The sequence below is a fragment of the Acinetobacter sp. YH12063 genome (assembly GCF_013419715.1).
GTDB lineage: Bacteria > Pseudomonadota > Gammaproteobacteria > Pseudomonadales > Moraxellaceae > Acinetobacter > Acinetobacter amyesii.
Genome location: NZ_VOZO01000002.1, coordinates 234,087 through 255,974 on the forward strand (window position 1 = coordinate 234,087; position 21,888 = coordinate 255,974).

At 40.0% G+C, this 21,888-nt stretch carries 24 protein-coding genes; 12 read left to right on the forward strand and 12 right to left on the reverse strand.

The genetic code is table 11. From position 1 onward, the window contains the following. Positions 1-90: 90 nt before the first annotated feature. Entirely contained in the window at positions 91-1,362 is a 1,272-nt protein-coding gene (gene apbC, locus FTU12_RS04010) for an iron-sulfur cluster carrier protein ApbC (protein WP_180113795.1), read from the reverse strand. A 346-nt stretch (positions 1,363-1,708) separates the two neighbouring features. On the opposite strand from apbC, the gene FTU12_RS04015 reads away from it, so the two are divergent. After that, positions 1,709-2,032: a hypothetical protein gene (locus FTU12_RS04015; RefSeq protein WP_180039686.1), complete on the forward strand. Its 324-nt coding sequence runs from the start codon at positions 1,709-1,711 to the stop codon at positions 2,030-2,032. Between the two features lie 49 nt (positions 2,033-2,081). On the opposite strand, the gene FTU12_RS04020 is transcribed toward FTU12_RS04015, so the two are convergent. Both FTU12_RS04020 and FTU12_RS04025 read right to left on the reverse strand, forming a co-directional pair. Continuing rightward, positions 2,082-2,480 carry a hypothetical protein gene (locus tag FTU12_RS04020; protein ID WP_180113796.1) on the reverse strand — a complete coding sequence of 133 codons (399 nt, stop codon included), beginning with the start codon at positions 2,478-2,480 and terminating at the stop codon, positions 2,082-2,084. Positions 2,481-2,719: 239 nt separating this feature from the next. Beyond that, the gene (locus FTU12_RS04025; RefSeq protein ID WP_180113859.1) at positions 2,720-3,514 is read right to left on the reverse strand and encodes a hypothetical protein; all 795 of its coding nucleotides are present in this window, start codon (positions 3,512-3,514) and stop codon (positions 2,720-2,722) included. A gap of 171 nt (positions 3,515-3,685) precedes the next feature. Here FTU12_RS04025 and metG point away from each other — a divergent pair, with 171 nt between their 5' ends. Further along, positions 3,686-5,746, forward strand: a complete 2,061-nt coding sequence (metG, locus tag FTU12_RS04030; protein ID WP_180113797.1) for a methionine--tRNA ligase — start codon at positions 3,686-3,688, stop codon at positions 5,744-5,746. A gap of 64 nt (positions 5,747-5,810) precedes the next feature. Further along, positions 5,811-7,355, forward strand: coding sequence for an LA2681 family HEPN domain-containing protein (locus FTU12_RS04035; RefSeq protein WP_180113798.1), 1,545 nt, complete (start codon positions 5,811-5,813; stop codon positions 7,353-7,355). Between the two features lie 124 nt (positions 7,356-7,479). Here the strand turns inward: FTU12_RS04035 and FTU12_RS04040 are convergent, their stop codons facing one another. After that, the gene (locus FTU12_RS04040; RefSeq protein ID WP_180113799.1) at positions 7,480-8,103 is read right to left on the reverse strand and encodes a LysE family translocator; all 624 of its coding nucleotides are present in this window, start codon (positions 8,101-8,103) and stop codon (positions 7,480-7,482) included. A 171-nt stretch (positions 8,104-8,274) separates the two neighbouring features. Here FTU12_RS04040 and FTU12_RS04045 point away from each other — a divergent pair, with 171 nt between their 5' ends. Then, on the forward strand, positions 8,275-8,733 hold the full coding sequence (locus FTU12_RS04045; RefSeq protein WP_111884907.1) for a DIP1984 family protein: 459 nt from the start codon (positions 8,275-8,277) through the stop codon (positions 8,731-8,733). Between the two features lie 236 nt (positions 8,734-8,969). Here FTU12_RS04045 and FTU12_RS04050 read toward each other — a convergent pair whose 3' ends face one another. Next, complete coding sequence (locus FTU12_RS04050; RefSeq protein WP_078191077.1) at positions 8,970-9,173, reverse strand: NF038215 family lipoprotein; 204 nt, start codon at positions 9,171-9,173, stop codon at positions 8,970-8,972. A 280-nt stretch (positions 9,174-9,453) separates the two neighbouring features. Between FTU12_RS04050 and FTU12_RS04055 the strand changes: the two genes are divergently transcribed. Together FTU12_RS04055 and FTU12_RS04060 are read left to right on the forward strand one after the other, a co-directional pair. Further along, positions 9,454-10,344 (forward strand): 1-aminocyclopropane-1-carboxylate deaminase/D-cysteine desulfhydrase, encoded by an 891-nt coding sequence (locus FTU12_RS04055; RefSeq protein WP_180113800.1) that lies wholly within the window; start codon positions 9,454-9,456, stop codon positions 10,342-10,344. A gap of 33 nt (positions 10,345-10,377) precedes the next feature. After that, entirely contained in the window at positions 10,378-11,577 is a 1,200-nt protein-coding gene (locus FTU12_RS04060; RefSeq protein ID WP_180064031.1) for an NAD(P)/FAD-dependent oxidoreductase, read from the forward strand. A gap of 91 nt (positions 11,578-11,668) precedes the next feature. Here the strand turns inward: FTU12_RS04060 and FTU12_RS04065 are convergent, their stop codons facing one another. The 4 genes from FTU12_RS04065 to FTU12_RS04080 all read right to left on the reverse strand — a co-directional run bounded on the left by FTU12_RS04065 (position 11,669) and on the right by FTU12_RS04080 (position 14,537). Further along, complete coding sequence (locus FTU12_RS04065) at positions 11,669-11,830, reverse strand: hypothetical protein (RefSeq protein ID WP_180066332.1); 162 nt, start codon at positions 11,828-11,830, stop codon at positions 11,669-11,671. Between the two features lie 124 nt (positions 11,831-11,954). Next, positions 11,955-12,137 carry a hypothetical protein gene (locus FTU12_RS04070; RefSeq protein ID WP_180113801.1) on the reverse strand — a complete coding sequence of 61 codons (183 nt, stop codon included), beginning with the start codon at positions 12,135-12,137 and terminating at the stop codon, positions 11,955-11,957. 68 nt (positions 12,138-12,205) lie between these two features. Then, positions 12,206-13,984 (reverse strand): mechanosensitive ion channel, encoded by a 1,779-nt coding sequence (locus tag FTU12_RS04075; protein ID WP_180113802.1) that lies wholly within the window; start codon positions 13,982-13,984, stop codon positions 12,206-12,208. Between the two features lie 274 nt (positions 13,985-14,258). Next, positions 14,259-14,537, reverse strand: coding sequence for a hypothetical protein (locus tag FTU12_RS04080; RefSeq protein WP_078191085.1), 279 nt, complete (start codon positions 14,535-14,537; stop codon positions 14,259-14,261). Positions 14,538-14,884: 347 nt separating this feature from the next. Between FTU12_RS04080 and FTU12_RS04085 the strand changes: the two genes are divergently transcribed. The 5 genes from FTU12_RS04085 (at position 14,885) to FTU12_RS04105 (ending at position 18,829) form a co-directional block, all read left to right on the forward strand. Beyond that, complete coding sequence (locus FTU12_RS04085; protein ID WP_078191199.1) at positions 14,885-15,307, forward strand: hypothetical protein; 423 nt, start codon at positions 14,885-14,887, stop codon at positions 15,305-15,307. Positions 15,308-15,644: 337 nt separating this feature from the next. Next, positions 15,645-16,592, forward strand: a complete 948-nt coding sequence (locus tag FTU12_RS04090) for a transporter substrate-binding domain-containing protein (protein WP_180064028.1) — start codon at positions 15,645-15,647, stop codon at positions 16,590-16,592. Between the two features lie 70 nt (positions 16,593-16,662). After that, a complete protein-coding gene (locus FTU12_RS04095) occupies positions 16,663-17,406 on the forward strand; it encodes an amino acid ABC transporter permease (protein ID WP_078191087.1) in 744 nt (247 codons plus the stop codon). Continuing rightward, a complete protein-coding gene (locus FTU12_RS04100) occupies positions 17,406-18,089 on the forward strand; it encodes an ABC transporter permease subunit (protein ID WP_168378570.1) in 684 nt (227 codons plus the stop codon). Before FTU12_RS04095 ends, FTU12_RS04100 begins: the two co-directional genes overlap by 1 nt. Then, on the forward strand, positions 18,086-18,829 hold the full coding sequence (locus FTU12_RS04105) for an amino acid ABC transporter ATP-binding protein (protein WP_373684134.1): 744 nt from the start codon (positions 18,086-18,088) through the stop codon (positions 18,827-18,829). The genes FTU12_RS04100 and FTU12_RS04105 overlap by 4 nt, the downstream gene beginning before the upstream one ends. Before the next feature lie 68 nt (positions 18,830-18,897). On the opposite strand, the gene FTU12_RS04110 is transcribed toward FTU12_RS04105, so the two are convergent. Then, positions 18,898-19,659: a ferredoxin--NADP reductase gene (locus tag FTU12_RS04110; protein ID WP_180064027.1), complete on the reverse strand. Its 762-nt coding sequence runs from the start codon at positions 19,657-19,659 to the stop codon at positions 18,898-18,900. A gap of 85 nt (positions 19,660-19,744) precedes the next feature. On the opposite strand from FTU12_RS04110, the gene gigC reads away from it, so the two are divergent. Next, complete coding sequence (gigC, locus tag FTU12_RS04115; protein ID WP_180021333.1) at positions 19,745-20,629, forward strand: LysR family transcriptional regulator GigC; 885 nt, start codon at positions 19,745-19,747, stop codon at positions 20,627-20,629. 42 nt (positions 20,630-20,671) lie between these two features. Here gigC and FTU12_RS04120 read toward each other — a convergent pair whose 3' ends face one another. Then, the gene (locus FTU12_RS04120; RefSeq protein ID WP_180113803.1) at positions 20,672-21,424 is read right to left on the reverse strand and encodes an excalibur calcium-binding domain-containing protein; all 753 of its coding nucleotides are present in this window, start codon (positions 21,422-21,424) and stop codon (positions 20,672-20,674) included. 107 nt (positions 21,425-21,531) lie between these two features. Next, positions 21,532-21,825 (reverse strand): cold shock domain-containing protein, encoded by a 294-nt coding sequence (locus tag FTU12_RS04125; RefSeq protein ID WP_168378567.1) that lies wholly within the window; start codon positions 21,823-21,825, stop codon positions 21,532-21,534. Between the last annotated feature and the right edge of the window lie 63 nt (positions 21,826-21,888).

The window sequence follows — 21,888 nt, forward strand, 5'->3', positions numbered from 1 at the left end:
CATAATTTTCAAACACTCCCAATACCACGTTATAAAAAATCTGGCACGAGGCCAGATTTTAATACGATCAACTTAAATTTCAGTTCACCCTTAGAAAATACGGTTTTTATCTTTTTCAGCCTGAGGTAATGCATCTGCAACTTTTTGTGCAATCGCCATGTAGCTTTCAGCAGCATCATCACCAGCAATTACCGACGGTTTCCCTGCATCGGCATTTTCGCGAATTTGTACGTTCAACGGTAAACGACCTAAGAGTGGAATGTCGTATTGGGCTGAAAGTTGGTCGCCACCACCTGTGCCAAAGATTTGCTCTTCATGCCCGCAGTTTGAACAGATGTGAGTCGACATATTTTCAACCACACCCATCACGGGAATGTGTACACGGTTAAACAATTCAATGCCTTTGGTCGCATCCATTAATGCAACGTTTTGTGGTGTCGTCACAATCACAGCACCTGTCACCGGTATACGCTGTGCAAGCGTCAACTGAATATCACCTGTGCCTGGTGGCATATCAATGACCAATACATCCAGATCAGGCCATAAAGTTTGGTTAAAGAGCTGCATTAACGCCCCTGTCGCTTTCGGCCCACGCCAAGCCACTGGCGTATTGTTATCCCCAGTTAAGTGACCAATTGAAAGCACAGCCATACCATATGCTTCAATAGGAACAAATTGCTCAGCTTCAATCATCGGCGTGCGGCCTGCATTGCCGAGCATCGTTGGAATACTTGGACCATAGATGTCTGCATCTAATACCCCAACCTTTAAACCCAGCTGTTGTAATGCGAGCGCCAAATTCACAGTGGTGGTCGATTTACCCACACCACCTTTACCAGATGACACCAAAATGACATTTTTAATGCGTGGATGTTTCGGTACATCACGCTGTTGTGGAGCCGCTTTTTGAATCGGTGGATTATTCGGATCAACTTCGGCAGGTGCTTCAGGTGTTTTCGCAGACGCATCCACAACTGGAGGTAACTGACTTTTTGCAGCTGAACTTTCAGCTTTTTCTTGGCTAGAACAAATTTCGCCTTCTGCATGATGATGACCACAACCACCTTCAGATTTATGCCCTGTTTTTTGTTGAATCACATGCATATTCAGCTCGTTAATACCGCATTTTTCTAACGCATCAGCCAAATCATCATGGATTTTTTGCAAGTCATCGGCTTCTGAAGGAAAGGTATTAATCGTGATCTGTAAGATCTGACCTTGCACATTCACCTGAGTAATACGGTCTTTTAAGGCATTATTCGAATTGGGAAGTACATAGTTTTGTAAAACCTGTTGGATTTCCTCCTCTTTCACCTCTTGGGAGGGTGAAAACACAGATTTTAGAGAAGAAAGCCACGACATTATGTTGTCTCCAAACAGGAACATCAAAAGATAATAGCGATAGTTTACCTGTTCATCTGCCCCAGAGTAAGAGGGAGATGAATGACTTATCCCTATAAGCTTATAAAGTTGAGTAATTTAGTCAGCTTTCAAACAATTTTTCTAACGTGTGACGCTTAAAAATGCACCTGCAACTGATTTTTGCGGCTAAACCAAAGCCTTTAAATTTGAATTGATTACATATCAACCATACATTTTCAGCGTAATTTCAGTTTATATTTCAGTCGTTTCAACAGAATAATCAAAGCGATGGATGTGCAATCTAAAGGCACATTTTGTACTTTTAATTTTAAAAATGGGGAAGACTATGTATAAGAAGTCTGTGTATAAAACGACTTTATGCGCCTTGATGCTCCTGACTTCAGCAGCCTATGCAGAAATTGCGACTGAAGCCATTCAAACACCTGACCGACAAACTGTGGCGATTGGTGATAGCCTCGATCTCATGCGCTCGCGTATGCAAGCTTCTCCGATGAAAATGGTGTCTTATCCGCTGCAAGAGAAAAATCAGCCTGCAAAATTGGCGGTAGATTACACCTATGAAATTGCCAATATGCGCTACGTGATTACCGTAGTCGATGATCAAGTCAAAAATATTAAGACTGAAAATTTAGATGGATTAAAGCAATGAAACCTAAAAAAGCCGCTCAAGATAGAGCGGCTTTTTTCATTAGACCCAATTAAGCTTGGTCATCTTTTTTAAACTTATGCAGTGTGTCAGAGGCTTTCTTTTTTAACTCGTCAAATTTCTCTGTCGCCTGCACCTTCAGTTCATCAAATTTTTCGACAACCTCATGTTTAAGTTCAGCTGCTTTGACTTTGGCTTCATCAAATTTATGACTCGCTTCTGCTTTTAACTGCTCTAGACGGTCTTTGGTTTCTGCATGCTGTTCTGCATGTTCATGTTTGGCCTCATTTAAGGCTTTTTCACCCTCAAGCTTGAGCTCTTCAACTTTATGCTTTGCACCATCGAGTGCTTTTTCGCCTTCTAGTTGCGCCTCTTTGGCCTTGAGTTGTATGTCATCACCGAGTTCTGATGCTTTATTTTTTAAATCATTTAATGTGCTTTCTGTTGTCATCTCGCTCACCCTATTCTCAGTTATTGTCTAACAGTTATAACGCGATTTGAAGCAGATACCTGAAATAGACGCATTTAGAAACAAATCAACCACAGGAAAACGCCATGTGATTGCCTATTTTCACAATGGCTTGATACAAATATGTATGGTCGATTTTACTCTATGCTTTTAATTTTAAAGGATGATGTAATGCAAAGAGATCAATGCCACTCCTATGCATTGATCTCTTGAAATTAAACTTATTTGCTGACCGTACTCATAAAGCTCACTGCGGAAAACAGCCAAATAAACAGGATAAAACTCCGTCCCTGATTAAAATGCGCGACATCGGTACCATGCAAAATATTATGACGGGTCATCGCTACGGTAGAGCTGTTATCCATTTGATAGGCCGCCAATTCGGCAAAATACGGATTTAACTCATTGGCAATTTTAGATTTGTGCCACAGGCTTTTAATTTCACTGCCTTTAAGCCCCGGTACAATTTTATATACATCGACAAACTTGGTACCGCTCTGCTTTAAAAAGCCCGTTTGAATCAGTACATCCGTTAAAATGCCTTCTAACTGTGCATACAAGACAGGGATACAACCGGCATGGAAATTCAGCTTATACAGTTTAAAAGCTTCAAGTAGAACCAAACGACGTTGCGCTTTATTTTCACCAATCTCTAAGGCATCAAAGGCTTTCAACATTTCTGTCTGAAAAAACTCGCTATTGATGACATTCAGAAAATCAAAGTCTGCATCATTTTCATGTTGATGAAGCAGTTGCCAAAAATACAATAAATTTAAAGCATCATTCGCTACTTTCATTTCTACCGGCTGATCTAATTCATCGGCCAAAATATCGAAATAAGGCTCATCTTGTGCCAAATGACGCAGGGTTTGAATCAGTAAGGCATGCTCATCTGCAGAAATCTGTTCTAAATATTGCTGCGCATCTTTAATAATGTGATGCCCCAATTTATGACGCTGTTCATTTTGAGGAATACGAGTGATTGGCTGATCGTCTTCATAGTCATCTTCATACATGGGCTTGTTACTCTTAGGCATCACAGTTATGCCCTATTATCACTGTAATTGTGTCAGCAATATAGATTTTTTTACTTTTGCAAAGATTTCACCTATTCCCTTGTGCAAGTACTGGCTATCTCATGTAAAATTACAGCCCATTGCATAAATACGAATGAGAGAGTCATATCCGTGCGTAATATTTTAGTTACTAACGCCCTTCCATACGCGAATGGCCCAATTCATATGGGTCATTTACTCGGTTATATCCAAGCTGATATTTGGGTTCGTGCCATGCGTGCAATGGGTCATAACGTGACTTATGTATGTGCGGATGATGCTCACGGCACAGCGATTATGCTACGTGCGGAAGCCAATGGTATTTCGCCTGAACAGCAAATTGCCAATGTGCAAAAAGAACATGAACGTGACTTTGCTGGCTTTAGAGTTGACTTTGACCATTACGACTCAACTAATAGCCCTGAAAACCAAGCACGCGCTTCAGAGATTTACATTAAGAACCGTGAAGCGGACAACATTGCTGTACGCCCTGTGACGCAATTGTTTGACCCTGAAAAAGCAATGTTCTTGTCGGATCGTTTCATTAAAGGTACATGCCCGAAATGTAAAGCGGAAGACCAATACGGCGACTCATGTGAAGTGTGTGGTACAACATACAACGCAACTGAATTACTCAATCCAAAATCGACTTTGAGCGGTGCGACACCTGTAGAGAAATCTTCAGATCACTACTTCTTTAAGCTACCGAACTTTGGTGAATACCTGCAAAAATGGACACGTGACGAAGGTCGTTTACCTGTGTCGATTGCCAACAAACTTGATGAATGGTTTGAAGCAGGCTTGTCAGATTGGGATATTTCCCGTGATGCGCCTTATTTCGGTTTTGAAATTCCTGATGCGCCAAACAAATACTTCTACGTTTGGGTAGACGCGCCTATCGGCTATATGTCGAGCTTTGAAAACTACATCAAGACTAAACGTCCTGATTTAAGCTTTGATGATTACTGGAAAAAAGATTCTCAAAATGAAGTCTATCACTTCATTGGTAAAGACATCGTTTACTTCCACGCGTTGTTCTGGCCTGCAATGCTTGAAGGTGCAAACTACCGCACCCCAACAAGCTTATTCGTAAATGGTTTCTTGACTGTAAATGGTCAAAAAATGTCTAAATCTCGCGGTACGTTCATTAAAGCGGAAACATATTTAGAGCATTTAAACCCTGAATATTTACGTTACTACTTTGCATCTAAGCTTTCTGACAAAGTTGAAGATTCTGACTTGAACCTTGATGATTTTGTTCAAAAAGTGAATTCAGACCTTGTTGGTAAAGTGGTCAACATCGCAAGCCGTTGTGCGAAGTTTATCAATACGAAATTTGATAACAAACTTTCTGCAACGTGTGCTGAGCCTGAGTTAGTTCAAAGCTTTATTGATGCAGGTGCATCAATCGCTGCTCAATATGAAGCACGTGAATTCTCAGCGGCAATCCGTGAAATCATGGCGCTTGCTGACAAAGCCAACCAATATATCGACGAGAAAAAGCCTTGGGCTTTAGCGAAAATTGAAGGCGAAGAACAACAAGTACATGACGTGTGTTCAGTAGGTATTAACCTATTCCGTCAATTGGCTGTTTACCTTGCACCAGTACTTCCTACCTTGGCAGCAGAAGTTCAAAGCTTCTTAAAATTAGAATCTTTCGACTTTGCGTCTGGTAAAACGATTTTGGTGGATCATGAAATTGCTCAATTCCAACCATTGATGCAGCGTGTAGACCCGAAAGCGGTTGCTGCTATGGTTGATGCATCTAAAGATTCTTTAGCTGCACCTGCGGAAGCACCAAAAGCTGAGAAGAAAAAAGAGAAGAAAGCTGCTGAGAAAAAGCCTGAACCTAAAGTCGGTGAAGCTGAAATTATTGGCATTGAAGACTTTATGAAAGTTGACTTACGTGTGGCTGAAGTTTTAGAAGCAGCTCACGTTGAAGGTTCTGACAAGCTACTTCAATTGACTTTAAATGTCGGTGAAGCTGAACCACGTAACGTGTTTAGCGGTATTCGTGAGTTCTACCAACCTGAAGACCTTAAAGGCAAATTGGTGGTAATGGTGGCAAACCTTGCTCCACGTAAGATGCGTTTTGGTATTTCAAACGGTATGGTTTTAGCTGCGGGTAATGGCGAAGGTGTTTGGGTGATTTCACCTGAAACAGGTGCTAAAGTTGGCGATAAAGTTTCTTAATTTTTAGACACTTACGAGAAGCCCTGCTATATTCTTAGTAGGGCTTTTTATTTAAGTAAATCAAATGAAATTAGAATTAAAAAAAATCAATGAAGCAATAAATGCTATTTCTTATTCAATTGATATTGAACAATATGATGAAGCATTGTTAGGTTCGGAGATGATGTTAATTGAACTTGGAAAGTATGAAACTACCGAAATAGTATTACATTTATTATTTAATTTAGCAGGGCAATTTATAGATGTAGGTACATCTTTAAGAAATAAAAATGCCGTTTCTAAAGGAATCCAAATTTTAGAAAAAAACTCAGAGTATTATGAAATTCAATCTAATATTAACTATTATTATAATTTAGCAAATGGAAAATTATCCTTAGCAAATGACTGTGGCTATTCTGAAGAAAAAGTAACTTTTAATAATATAGATTTATACAATGATGTAAAAAACCTATATTGGAAAGCATATAAATTAATTAAAAAAGAAAATGACTACGATTTATATCAGCAAAATATAATTAATCTTGCAAATACTCTAAAACAACAATTTCGTTTTTCGGAAGCCTTACAACTCTATAATTCCGTAATTCAAAAAAATACTCCCTACCCTCAAGCATGGCTAAATCGAACATCATGTTTAGAGCAATTCGATCAATTATTAGATCATCGCACTGAAAAAATGATTATTGAAATATTAAAAGGATATAGATTTGCTAGCGAATCTCCGTTAATCCCTAAAGCTTGGATACCCTATTACAATCACAAGATAGATTATTTAACCAAACAACTAAGTTCCAAAAATTTAGATATTGACGAATTAGAGACATCTAAAGAAATTTCCTCAATGTCTGAATTCCGACAATGGTGTATCAAAGAAAATTTAACTTTGAATATTCACGGCATGTATTGTTCATGTATAGCCAATGAGCGAGATAGTTTGACATTACTTGAAGGAGTTATTTCTTCTCAAAAGATTCTCAAATACGAACAATACTTAAACCGAATTAAAGCTGAATTTTCATTGGTTAGAGTTCTCTACTATGAATCTAAATTCACCGAGAGTTCCAAGCTTGATTTTGAAAGCTGTTATTCAGAATTAGATGAACATGAAATCATAAATATAAGATCGGAGAAACTTAGAACTTGTTTTAGATTATGTTTTTCTATTCTAGATAAATTAGCAATTTTCCTTTGCCAATATTTTGGGTTAACAATTAATAAAAATACGGCTTTTAATAATTTTTGGCATACAAACAAATTAGAACTTGAAGAAAAAGAAAATTTTGCTTTGATTGCAATTAATAGTCTTATATACGATCTGAATGAAAAAAATGGACAATTTGGATTTTATAAAATTTGGAGAAATTCTCTAGAACATCATATTTTATTTTTAGTTCCAAACTCATTTGAGTTATCTAGTGATACGACACATACTTATGTAAAAATAAGTGAGTTTGAAAGTAGTCTTCAGAATTTACTTCAATTTACGAGATCTGCTATTTTTTCGACTGTATTCGCCATTGTTGAAGATTTACGCCAAAAACAACCATCTGATCGAGAGAATTCAATAGAAATTACGGTTCACAAGAAAGATTTTGGTCAAATTTACTAAAACCCATCCCCCCTTGCAAAGCAAGTGCTTCTCAGCTCCTAAAAGGAGAGAGAATTTCATGGTAAATTTAAAAATAAACCCAATAAAAAAGCCTCTATCAAAGAGGCTTTTTTGCTTCGTTCAATCACTTCATTCCAAAAATCAGCTTTAACCCAAGCACTGTCATCACGGCCCCAGCTGCCCGATCAAAACCCGCTTTAAACTTCAAATAGATTTTACGTGGTTTTTCTGCTGACAAAGCCACAGCGACCAATGAGCACCACCCTGCATCGATAAAGAAACACAAAACTGGCAGTACAAAGTAAAAATACGTCGGAATGTCTTTCGGTAAAAGTGCCGTAAAAATACTGGCTAACACAATTGCAATTTTCGGATTCGACAACTGGGTAATTAAACCAGTCGTAAAGGCACGACGGAGTGACATCTGCGAGCTGCTGGCATCACCAGCTTCAATCGGTTCTTTGGCATGTTTTATAATTTTAAATGCCATCCAAAGCAGGTATAAACCACCACAAATTTTTAAAGCCAAATATGCAGAAGGTACAGCCAATAAAAATGCCTGTAAACCCAATACCGCTAAAAGCCCAAATATTGCAGCGCCCAATCCTGTACCAAGTGCAGTAAATAAACCGTGTTTACGTGAAATCGCAATGGAATTCTTCGCCACATAAATTGACGTTGGCCCCGGGCTCATTGCACCAAGTAATAGTGCTGCCGCAATCGAGCCTAATATCCAAAATGATTCCACTGTCACACCGTTTTCACTTAAATTCGTGGCAATTTTACAGACAGAATCTCTGAATTTCTCCCTATAATTTGCAGTGTTTATTTTAATTGACCAAATTTTTCACTATAAATAACTTGAATACTGCATTAATCCAACGCATGATCGCTAAAAGTACAAATTAATATCAAGACAATGAAATTAGCCGAAGCCCTACTTTTACGCAGTGACTTACAAACAAAATTGGCCTCGCTGCAACAAAGAATCAATAACAACGTGCTCATTCAAGAAGGTGATGCACCTAGCGAAGAACCAAATGCTTTAATTCAAGAAGCATTTGCTGTAAATACAGAACTTTATGGTTTAATTGAAAAGATTCACGCCACCAATGCACAAGCTAAAACCGGTTCAGGACGCTGCATGCTTTCGGTCCTCAATGAACGTGATTTATTGACCCAACAGCATCGTATCTTGCAACAAGCTATTGACAGCTCACGCCGTGAAAATGGTCGTTATAGCTCAAGTGAAATCCGTTGGATTAAAACCATTGCAGTGGCAGATTTACAGAAACAGGCAGATAGCATTAGTCAGCAACTTAGACAAAATAACTTAGAAATTCAGGCATCAAATTGGCAAATAGACCTGATAGATTGACCTGATTTAAGCATTTGAACCACGGTTCATTCCAGTTCGGGCATACTGGGCGAGTACAGAGCCTTTTTAAATGTTTGTAAGGCTTTAATCCAACAAACTAAACTGCAGAAGTAAGACGTCTACTTCAAAATGTTCACACATCTGACGTAGCACACTGCATCTGTGACTCTTTACATGTCACGTCTCACTACCGTGTACTGACAGTATGTCCACCCTATTTTTGATGCATATATCTGCTAATCATCATCTGCGGCAGCTTCATTGAGCGCAACATCTTCACGCGGTAATTTATAGTCATGGTCATTTACAGGGACACCGCCAATGATCATAGTGCGATGTTCATTTTGAGGACGATGCAATTCGTCAGTCGTATCACAGCCAACCATCCAAAAACTGCACAGGCACAGCATAGGCAGCACAGCCCGACTTAATTTGCTCATTGGATGCCCTCCATTTTTATAATTATCTTGCTTATAAATTCAGCATAGCATTTTTGTGCAGATATTCACCTTATTTATCTGCCGATTTAGGGTTAATTGTCAGGAATGATGTCTCTATGTCGTTTCCTATACTAATCATAGAATCATATGATATGTGCTGATATAAACGGAATCGTTCTCTTGGAAACTAAATATACTCAACAGGATTTCATCTTCCGCACCTCCCGTTTTACAATGCCTACCTATTTGACCTCTAACCGCCAAGATAACGATCACTAACATGTTTGAATCTATCGCCCACGCCATTCCTGAGCAGACTATTCAATATCAAGGGGTTGATTTGTGTATTAAGCGTTTGGACTTAGTACACCCACAAATATCAGGCAATAAATTTTATAAACTTAAATACAATTTTATTGAGGCGCAGAAATTAGGGGTTAAACACGTGCTTAGCTTTGGGGGCGCTTATTCAAATCACATTGCAGCCACCGCATTTGCCGCACATTTATTTGGATTCGGTAGTCTAGGCATCATCCGTGGGGAAGAATTACAACATCAAGCCCGAAATCCTACTTTAGCTACCGCCGAACAGTTTGGTATGCAGCTCAATTTTGTCACACGCCAACAGTATCGGGAAATGAAACAAGTAGACGCTTTAGCGCAATTACGACAGGAATATCCCGAACATTATGTCATTCCTGAAGGTGGAACCAATGCATTGGCTATCCGTGGCTGTACGGAAATCTTAAGCCATGAAAATCAACAAAATTTTGATCTCATCTGCTGTGCAGTCGGTACAGGTGGAACCATAACGGGCTTGATCGAAGCCAGTGCGGAACATCAACATGTTCTTGGTTTTTCTGCGCTCAAAGGAAATTTTCTTTGCGACGATGTTGCTCAGTTGACGCAGAAAACCAATTGGAACATCAGTGATGAATTTTGCTGTGGCGGCTATGCCAAAACAACGCCGGAACTTTTACAGTTTATGCAAGACTTTGAACATCGCTATGCGATCCCATTAGAACAGGTTTATACGGCTAAAATGTTGCGAGGTATTTTCAGCATGATTGAGCGGAGTCAGATTACAAACCATCAGCGTGTTTTAGTGATTCATACTGGTGGCCTACAAGGTCGCCTGAAAGGTTCAACCGAAGCGCTAAAAAGCGTATAATCCTGCGTCCTTTCTTCCACGCGGAAACTTACCATGTCGCAAAATCAATATGATGTCCTTGTTTTAGGTGCTGGTGCATCAGGCTTAATGACGGCATATAAAGCGGCGCAGCGTGGACGCAAAGTTTTGGTGGTTGAAAAAGCCAATAAAGTTGGCAAAAAGATCCTGATGTCTGGCGGTGGTAAATGCAATTTCACCAATTTGTATGTCGAACCAGAAAATTATATTTCACATAATCCACACTTTGTTATTTCAGCATTAACTCGCTATACCAACTGGGACTTCATTGGTATGGTCTGCGAATATGGCATTGAGTACGAAGAGCGCAAACATGGGCAGTTATTTACCCAAAATGGTGCAAAAGAAATTCTCGCCATGCTATTGGCAGAATGTGACAAAACAGGATTGGTGGATATTAAAACCAACTGTGAAGTAAAAGCAGTCAATGCCTTACCTGAACAAGGCTTTCAAGTGGCAACCAATCTAGGCTATTTTGAAGCAGAATCGGTGGTTATTGCCAGTGGTGGTCTGTCTATTCCTACATTAGGCGGTTCAGGAATTGGCTATGAAATTGCCAAACAATTCGGACATTCCGTCTACCCCACTCGCGCAGGCTTAGTACCCTTCACTTTCTCAGATAGTTTTAAAGAAGTCACCACTCGCTTGAGCGGCAATGCTGTTGAAGCCACGTTATCGAATGAGTTAAATAGTTTTACCGAGGCTTTACTCTTTACTCACCGTGGTTTAAGTGGCCCAAGCTCATTGCAGCTTTCAAACTACTGGGATGTCGGTCAACGCTTTAACATCAATTTCCTACCAACTTTAGATGTTTTAGATTTCCTCAAATCTAAGAAATCTAGTCAACCAAAAGTGTTACTGCGCACACTGTTCAATGAACACTTACCGAAAAGCGTGGTTGTGGAATTACAAAATCTGATTTGGCCTGAACAAGCTGAATTAGCCATTGGCAATATCAGTGATGAAAAACTAGAACTCATTGCAAGCCGTTTAGAAAGCTTTGAAGTAAAACCATCAGGCACTGAAGGTTACCGTACTGCTGAAGTTACACTGGGTGGTGTCGATACCACTGAAGTCTCATCAAAAACCATGGAAAGTAAAAAACAGAAAGGTTTGTACTTTATTGGCGAAGTACTTGATGTAACAGGTCATTTAGGTGGATACAACTTCCAATGGGCATGGGCTTCTGCGCATGCAGCTTCCGAATACGTCTGATCTCGACAAGAATTAATTAAACATAACCTGCAGATGATCTCTGCATAAAAAAGGGCTGATTCATTCAGCCCTTTTTCTTATCCGATCTGATTTATTCAAGATAGTCAGTTTTAAATAATGATACTGACGACGACGAAGTTCGTTGAATCGTCAAATCCATTTTTTCAACGGCAACTGAAATATGTTGTGGTTGCACACTTGCGGTTTGTTTGAGTGTCGATACTAAAGTATTGAGCATTGAAATTACCCCCATTTTGCCATTCCTTTGCACGGATCATAAGTGTCATTCATGACAGCAATATGAATCCTAAGTTTTTATATTTTAAGTAATATTCCATATATCACTATTACTTAAAATACCAATTTTCGGGTAAATTTCAATCATTATTTTTGGACTGATTGGTATAATTTTTTTCACTGTTTGGCGGTGATTGTTCTTCCTGCTCCAAATTAGTGCGTTTTGGTTTTGCAAAAATAAAACGTCGTGCGCTTGCCAAAAAACCCACCGTGATCCCTGCAATAATCACTGGGGCTAAAAATTTATTCGGTGCTTTTGCCATACAATATTCCTTATAGAGCATTAAAATCGACCACCTAAGCGTGGCCGATTTTGTACAGACGGAACAGGTTAATTAGGGTCATCCGGTTTTGGCGGAGTTACAGGTGCCGAAGGTGCATCGACCTCTTTTTCAGCTTCACCAGTTGAACCAAATGGATTATTTTGTGGTTGATCACTTGGGTTTACATCCAACTGATCTGGAGTTGCAGTTTCTTTTTCACTAATGCCGGGAGCAGCCTGTTGAATGTTTGGATAGCCATCATCTTTTTTCACTTCAGAAGTCATCACAGATGTTGATGGCGTTGGACTTACTGCAGACGATGTAGGCGTATTAAATGTGGTTTTTGCCTTCGCCTGTTCCTGTACTGGATTCGGTTCATTAGCTTCACGTTTTGCTTTATCAATTAGATCTGATAACAATCGTTCCGCTGGATTGCGACCGCCTAAACCAAAGGCCAAAGCAAATGCAACAGCAACCGCACCAAGCGTTAAACCAAAGGCCAAATTCACGATCGAGTCGGCAATACCCATGGCACGTAAGCCCATGGCAACAACCAAGCCCATAATCAGCACACGAACCAAATTACCTAACCAACGTGAACTGTTGTATTCCCCTCGTTGCACCACATTTGCCACAATATTGGCAAGCCAGAAGCCCACCACCAAGATCACGGCACCAAGCAAAATACTTGCACCGAACTGGATAAACATCGCAATTAAGGCACTGATTTGTTCAAAGCCTAAACGGTTAGCGGCTTCAGATACCGCAAACAACATGGTGAAAAATACGATCAGGCAACCGACTACATCCGACACTTTGGTATTGCCCAAAAAGCGTTGAATGTCTAATTTTTCTGGCACAGTATCAACACCTGTACCCGAGATCACATCCACCACTAGACGTGCCACAAAGCGTGACACCACATAGGCCAAGATTAAGATTAAACCTGCGGCAATGATGTTCGGTATCGCATACATGATCTCATGTAACATGGCTGTTGCAGGCTGAGAAATCGCCTCGATACCAAGTGCTTCGAAAGCCACAATTAATGCAGTGATAATGACTATAGCAAAGACAAAATTACCCAAAACTTGAGCAAGTTTTGCGTTTTTAAACATGCCCACTTTTTCGACTTGCTGCTGCAAACTCAAACTGTTCACCAAGCCTTCCACGATACCTCGCACAATCTTCGCCAAAATATAACCCACAAAGACGATGACACCGGCAATAAAGATATTGGGAAGATAAGAAACAACTTCAGTGACCATATTTTGGATTGGGAACAATAGACCGTTCAAACCCAAGATCGATAAAACAATCGGTAGGAAAAGTAACAAAATCAGCCAATATACAATTTCACTGATATTTTGACTGATAGGGCTGACGCCAACCTCAGAACTAAGTTTTTCATCGAGTTGGGTTTTATCAAGCAGTTTTTTTGAACCGACTTTGACCAAACTCGCCACGATCCAACCAATAAAACCCACGGCTACCGCAGCCAAGAGCTGTGGAATAAATAACAAGAACTGCTGAATCATATTACTGAATGGGCCACTGACACTGGTCAAATTCAGCACATTGAGCGCACCAATGACGGCAATGATCAAAATAATCCAGAACACTACTCTGGAGACTATATTTTCAACATTGGAACGGTGCCCAGTTGCATTTGAAAGTTTTTGATTTGTACCTAATTGTTGCAGAACTTTTTTGACGCCAGCAGCAATCAATAAAGCAATGACCCAACCAATCAGGAGAATTGCTACTGCACTTAAAATGGGGTGAAACTGTTCCCAATAATACATGGCATCAAAACGGCCACGCGGACCACCCAGATAATCATTCATACGTTCGCCCTCATTGTTATACATGATCTGTTGTTATGTGCATTTTTACGTATGCCGCGATATCACACAGCATTGGTGCTTTAAACTTGAGCTTTCTTTTCCACCTTAGTTTTTGCGTATTTTTTAATCAACCAAAGTATGCATAACTCCAACAAAAGCTCACAATTGAATGTAAAAAAGCCTTGGCATAACCAAGGCTTTATTTGTGTCATTCTGATGAGATGCTTAAGGTTCAGATCTTGCAATCATGTAAATCTGACTCATGTATTTATCATCAATGATCTGTCGCAGTTGCAGTATTTGAATCATTGGCAACAGCTTCATCCCCCGCTGTACCGCTAGTCGTATCATTGGCAGTTGCAGTTTGTGCATTCGGTGCAGGATGATCAGGTGGTGCATCCGAAGCAGACGGTTTCATATCTGCAAACATATAAAACAATAACGCGATTAAGAAGATACCCACTAAAATTAGCATATACACTGGGATACGTTTTTTTTGTGTTGTTTCTTCTGCGCTGGTGGTATGGGGCGGTTTATTAAAATCGTGTGTCATATTCCCCTCGCTATTTTGTTGTTCGTCGTTCACTTTTATACTAACAATACAATATCCTTTGTTGTGTGAAGAACAATTACAATCCGTGAAAACATGTAACTTGAAAGATCAGTTCAATTTACATCCGTCTTGCTGTTTAAATAGATGACTGATTTTTAGATTTAAAATCAATCGCTAAGGTAAAAATATCGGAGCATGAAATGAATGTACCATTTCAATCGTATTCATTTTCAGAGTATCAAGTGTTGCAAAAATAAATGCTTTTTTGAGCTAGATGGAATTCTCTGCTTTTGATGAATGAAATGAGCTATAATCATGCACCTTATTTTTCACCTGTTATCAAATCTATGGCGTACCATCAACAAGGTGTAACGCTTGATCTTGACACTGACGTCACTCATCAATGTTCCCTTCATTACACTCGTGATCAGCATCTTATTGGCATTATTGAATTTAGTAAGCCAAGTTATGTGTTGAAATGGGGTGATTTGGAATATTTCCGCCGACGTACTGAAGAGTTTTCAGTGATGCCATTCCCTGAATGCATCAATGCGATGGTGATTGATATTCGAAATATTGCGGCTTTTTTAGATAATGAAGTGCCTATTATTCCTTGGCGCTTGCTCGAAGAAGAATGCCCGATTCGCTTAGTTGTTCCCCAAGATCGACTGGAGCACTATGCTGGCTTTTTTGAACCGACTTGGTTGACTTCAGACGTAGACACAGCGATTCAAGAAATTCGTGAATTTATGGATATGTTTGTGCATTAACACGGAGATTAAACTAAAGTTTAATCCCGAAAACCTCCATCTGGAGGTTTTTTTATGCCCTTTTATTTTAATGATTTATTTCACAATCAAATTAATTTAAATGATATTCAACAACTTACAACAAATTTACTTATAAAAAATGTTCATAACGTATCCCATTTCTTAGTAACAATTCGGCAATAAATTTTGCTTGAGCCTTGTTCGATTTATCACCTAAGATGTAGAAAATGATCTCTTTTTTATTGTTGAAACATTCTTAAAAACAGAGCAATAAAACTAAATACGTAACAAGATCATAAAAAGTGGATATTAAATCAGGGTAAAAGGAGTTTTAACGATGACGTCAAAAAAACATTTAGCAACTTTGTTCTGTGCAAGTGCGCTCACTTTAGGGCTTAGCGCATGTAGTGACAATAAAGCACCTACAACGGATAAAGCTGCAGGAAGTGAAGCTGCTGTTTCTGACTCAGGGACTTTAGATAAGATCAAAAAATCCGGCACGATTGTTTTAGGCTATCGCGATTCATCGATTCCATTTTCATATATCGCAGATAATCCAAATCAACCTGTGGGTTATGCGCACGATCTTCAATTAAAAGTAGTTGAAGCAGTTAAAAAACAATTAAATCTTCCCGATTTAAAAATCCGTTATAACTTAGTGACCAGCCAAAACCGAATTCCATTAGTTTCTAATGGCACCGTCGACTTAGAGTGTGGTTCAACCACCAACAATAAAGAACGCCAACAACAAGTTGATTTCTCAACAGGTTTCTTTGAAGTGGGTTCACGCTTACTTACTGCAAAAAACTCTGGGATTAAAGACTTCGCTGACCTTAAAGGTAAAAAATTAGTCACCACGGCAGGAACTACATCTGAGCGTTATATTCGTCAACATGAAAAAGAGTTAGGTATTGGTGAAGTCATTTCTGCCAAAGACCACGCTGAGTCTTTCCTCATGCTACAAAATGGTCGTGCAGCGGCATTTATGATGGATGATATTTTGCTGGCGGGTGAAAAATCGAAAGCCAAAGATCCAAATAAATGGGAAATCGTGGGTACAGCACCGATTCAAGAAATTTATGGTTGTATGCTACGTAAAGGCGATATTGGCTTTAAACAAGTGGTTGATGATGCAATCAAAGCGACCTATAGCTCTGGTGAAATCAATGACATGTATAAAAAATGGTTCCAAACGCCAATTCCACCAAAAAATATCAATTTGAATTTCCCGATGTCTGATCAATTAAAAGCATTGATTAGCAATCCACATGACCGTGACGAATAACTTTCCCTAAACATTCTAAAGATGCTTAAGCCAAACGGATTTTGGCTTAAGCTCATTATAGGGAGTTCCTATGAATTATAGCTGGAATTGGGGTGTGCTGTTCCAATCTACTGGTGTAGGTGATTCGACCTACCTGAATTGGATTTTAATTGGAATCGGCTGGCTGTTTGTCATCGCTTTGGTGGCATGGAGCATTGCGATGGTGCTCGGCAGCATCTTGGGTATTATGCGTACCCTACCGAGTCCTGTAGCACGAGGTATTGGTACTGCCTACGTGACTATTTTCCGAAATGTACCCTTATTGATTCAACTGTTTATTTGGTTCTATGTTGTACCTAACTTCCTCCCTGCTGCGATTAAAAGCTGGTGGATGAATGACCTTGGGGCAAATACGACCGCCCTAATTTCTGCAAGTGTCGGCTTGGGTCTATTTACAGCTGCACGGGTCTGTGAGCAAGTCAGGACAGGTATTGAAGCGCTTCCTTTGGGGCAAACCAATGCAGGTTATGCCATGGGATTTAGCACGGCTCAACTTTACCGCTATGTGATCTTACCGCAGTCATTCCGCACGATTTTGCCACCCCTCAGCTCTGAGTTGACCAACTGTGTCAAAAACACCTCAGTCGCGTCTTTGGTCGGTGTTGCAGAAATCATTTCACAGATGAAAACCATCAGTGAATACACGCAAAACACCATCGAAATTTATACCTACGTCACCATTATTTTCATCGTGATCAACATCTGTTTAATTGGTTTCATGAATTTTCTGGAAAAACGCCTACGCGTTCCTGGCTTAATTGCAGGAGATAAATAATGGAATGGCTCAGTTCTTTTATTCAAGACCTCCAAGCGTCTGGCCCTGCACTATGGCATGGTTTCAGCATCACGCTAAAAGTGGTGATCACGGCAACCATTGGTGGTGTCTTTATTGGGACTTTATTGGCGTTGATGCGCCTGTCCTCGATTAAAGTATTTAATATTTTTGCTAAAGGCTATGTGAACCTTTTTCGTTCTATTCCTTTGCTCTTGGTGCTGATGTGGTTCTACTTTGCCGTACCCTTTATCTACACAGGGATTACAGGTAACTATCTGACGATTGATACTGCCCTCGTGTCGAGTATTGTGGCCTTCATGCTATTTGAAGCCGCTTACTTTTCAGAGATTGTCCGTGCCGGGATTCAATCGATTCCTAAAGGTCAAACTTCTGCAGCTTATGCCCTCGGTATGAGCTATAGCCAAGCGATGCGCTTAATTATTTTGCCGCAGTCCTTTCGCAAAATGACGCCACTGCTTTTACAGCAAACCATCATTCTGTTCCAAGATTCAACCATGGTTTATGCCATCGGGCTCTTAGACTTTTTCCGCACCAACTATGTTCGAGGCGATCTCATGTCATTGTTAACTCAATACATTCTGTTTGCCGGTTTGGTGTATTTCACTATTAGTATGATCGCTACCTATGCAGTTAAAAAATTACAACGGAGGTTAAGTGTATGACCGATCAAAAAACGATGATTGACCTCCAAAATGTCAGTAAATGGTATAAAGATTTTCAAGTGCTCACCGATTGCACGACTCAAATTAAACAAGGTGAAGTGGTTGTGGTGTGTGGACCTTCGGGTTCAGGTAAATCAACGCTCATTAAAACCGTCAATGGACTTGAGCCTTTTCAGGCCGGTAAGATTTTGGTCGACGGTATTTCCATTAATGACCCAAAAACCGATTTAAATAAATTGCGTAGTCGTGTCGGTATGGTGTTCCAACACTTTGAACTGTTTCCACATTTATCCATTACCGAAAACCTGACCATTGCGCAAGTTAAAGTCTTGGGCCGATCAGAAGCCGAAGCCAAGAAAAAAGGCTTGGCTTATTTAGATCGTGTGGGTTTAAGTGCGCATGCCGCTAAATTCCCTGCACAGTTATCAGGTGGACAACAACAACGTGTTGCGATTGCACGTGCGCTCAGTATGGACCCGATTGCCATGTTGTTTGATGAGCCGACTTCGGCACTTGATCCAGAGATGATTAACGAAGTGCTTGATGTAATGGTGGGTCTTGCCAAAGAAGGTATGACCATGATGTGTGTAACCCATGAGATGGGCTTTGCGCGTCAGGTTGCGGACCGTGTGATCTTTATGGATCAAGGAAAAATTATGGAAGACTGCAGTAAAGATGATTTCTTTAATGCCCCTCGTGGTGAACGAGCGCAGCAGTTCTTAAATAAAATTCTGCATTAACATCAAAACGTATTTAGTTTTCAAAAATAAAAAAAGCTCATCCATCGATGAGCTTTTTTCATGGCACCTTACCAATAATTTTCTACCGCAATATTGCCTTCACCACGACGGTTCATAGTCAAACCACGCGCCTTTAATGCTGCCTTGGTGTCATCAACCATTTGTGGATTACCACACAGCATGACATGCGTCGTTTCCACATTAAACGCTAAGCCTGCCGCCTGTTCTAACTCGCCATTTTCAATTAAAACTGGTAAACGATCATGCAGCAGTGCATTTGGATCACGTGTCACAATAGGTATAAATTTAAAACCCGTATGCCCTTCGCCAAAGGTCTCAGCGATTTCTTGAATCCGCTCTACATAAGCCAGTTCTGATACGGTGCGCACACTGTAGACTAAATTAATTTTTTCGTATTTAGACCACGTTTCAAAGTCTTGTAGCATCGATAAAAATGGTGCTAGACCCGTTCCTGTTCCCAACAGCCATAAGTCCTTTGGCAATGGCAACTGATAACGCGCCAAGGTAAGGAAACCATATGGAACTTTTTCTAAATACAGCTCATCGCCCACTTGTAGATGCTGCAAATTTGAAGTAAACGCACCATCAGGAACGACGATAGAGAAAAACTCTAAAGTTTCATCAAAGGGGGACGACACCACAGAATAGGCACGAACCACCAATTCATCGCCCACTTTCAAACCAATTCGTGCGAACTGACCAGCGGTAAATTTAAAATGCGCAGGACGTGTCATGGTAAAACTGAACAAAGTATTGGTCCAACGGTGTACAGATAAAACCTTTTCTAAGCTAAATTTTTCAATTGACATGATTTGAACGTGGCGTGACAGACTGTGCTCATGTTAGCATGACAGCATAATTTATTAATATTTTTTAAATGTTAAGGCCTGATTCATGCGCATGACTTTACGCCAGTTGGCTGTTTTTGTAGCAGTCGCTCAAGAAGGTACCGTTACCAAAGCCAGTGATGCTGTCAAACTTACTCAAAGTGCAGCAAGTATGGCTTTGGCAGACCTCGAAGATGGTCTCGGTGCTCCACTGTTTGACCGACTTGGTAAACGCTTGCAATTGAATGACTTGGGTCGTTTTTTATTGCCACAAGCTTTGGAAATTTTAGGGCGCTGCGAAGCTTTTGAACAAGCAGCCAAAGGCGAACTACAAAGTATTGATCTGCGTTTAGGTGCGACCCTAACCATCAGTGACTACTTGATGCCAGACCTCATGGCAGATTTCTTACAAATTCAGCCTCAAGCACATTTACAACTTCAAGTCGGCAATACCCGCCAAATGATTGAAGCGGTAAACCAATTTCAGTTGGATTTGGCCTTAATTGAAGGTTCATGCCATCTGCCACAGCTACAATGTATTCACTGGCGTGACGATGAACTTGCAGTATGCTGTTCACCAGAGCACCCCTTAGCGAAGTTGGATCGTGCAATCACTGCAGCTGACTTTGATAACGTAGAATGGATCTTACGAGAAGAAGGGTCAGGCACACGTGAAGTATTTGATAACGCAATTTTAAAAGACCTGCCAGATGCCAATATTCGTTTAACTTTAGGTCATAACGAAGCCATTTTAAAAATCGTGGCGGGTGGTCTTGGTATGTCATGTATTTCTAAACTGGCGATTGAGCCTTTACGTGAAAAAGGTCAATTGGTGGTTTTAGATACGCCGTTCTGGCAACTTGCCCGTCCATTATTCATGTTGGTACATCGTCAGAAATACCAAGGACCGGGTCTCAAAGCCTTTATGCAATTTTGTGAAAAATCTGTCTAAATAAAAAAGCGCCTACTGGCGCTTTTTTTGTGAATGCTTCCATTACCACCTAGAATCATTCTCACAAGCAATACCGTCATTATCACCATCCATCTTCGTGTTTGGACAATTCTTAATAAACCACTGAGCTTCATCTCTTGAGCGCATTTGACTGCAATACTGTCGTCCATCACAACTAAGCTGAGCTTTTTCTACTGCCCTTGGCGAATCACTTGAAGCAGGTGCCTGCGCAGTGTCTTGAACAACAGACTGAGCTTGCGTTGAAGCGGTTCCGTATAGATTTTTTTCACCTTGCTCAGACAGCACCCGATCGGGTAAATCCCCCTGAGCTTTACGTTGTTCTTTTACGATGTTTTCATTTTCTTGCATGAGCTGTTGTAAATGTTGTTGCTTCTGTTCTTGGTACTGCTGATATTTACTATAGACGGCCACAGCTAAAACTAGAATCACAATGAGTCCAATAATACTGATGATTTTACTGCCCCAAACTGTGCCTTTGGCTATATCGTGAGGAGTAACTTGATCGTTTACTCGATCTAGCATTGATTCAAATGACGGATTTATCTGTTCATGAGTGGACTGCTCTTTTTTCAAATCTAAACGGATGATATTTACAGCTTTAAATTTACCTTGATCTGCTTCAATCCTGTATTTGAGATTTTCTCCAACACGTGGTTCGATGTGTCGGCTAGGAAAATCACGAATATGAAAAAATAAATCCTGTGCTTGATCTTGTTGTATAAATCCAAAGCCGCGCTCAACATTATAGCTTTTGATTTTCCCCTCTTTAAACATAAAAATTGTCTCTCATCTTTTCTTTTAATACTCTTATGATAATAAAAAAAGAGGCCCTATAGACCTCTTTTCGATTTCAATGATTTCCATGAAATCTTAAAATCACATTATTTACGCAAATTTGAAAGCAATGCTGAAGTAATCGACTGGTTATTTGCCACGACTTTAGATTTTTTAGCTTTTGCAGATTTGTCTTCTTCACGCTCAATGTTAATGGCCTTATAACGATCACCATTTTCCACCACATTAAATTTCACACGATCATTACGTTTTGGCTCGACACCATCTGCGGGAAAGTCAGAGATATGGAAAAATACATCACCTTCTTCACATGAAAGAAAGCCAAAGCCCTTTTCAGGATTGTACTGCTTCACTTTACCTTTATATTGTTCGGACTTCATAAAGTACCCTATTCCATTTATGCCAATGTCTTTAGTATATAAAAAAGAGGCTATAAAAGCCCC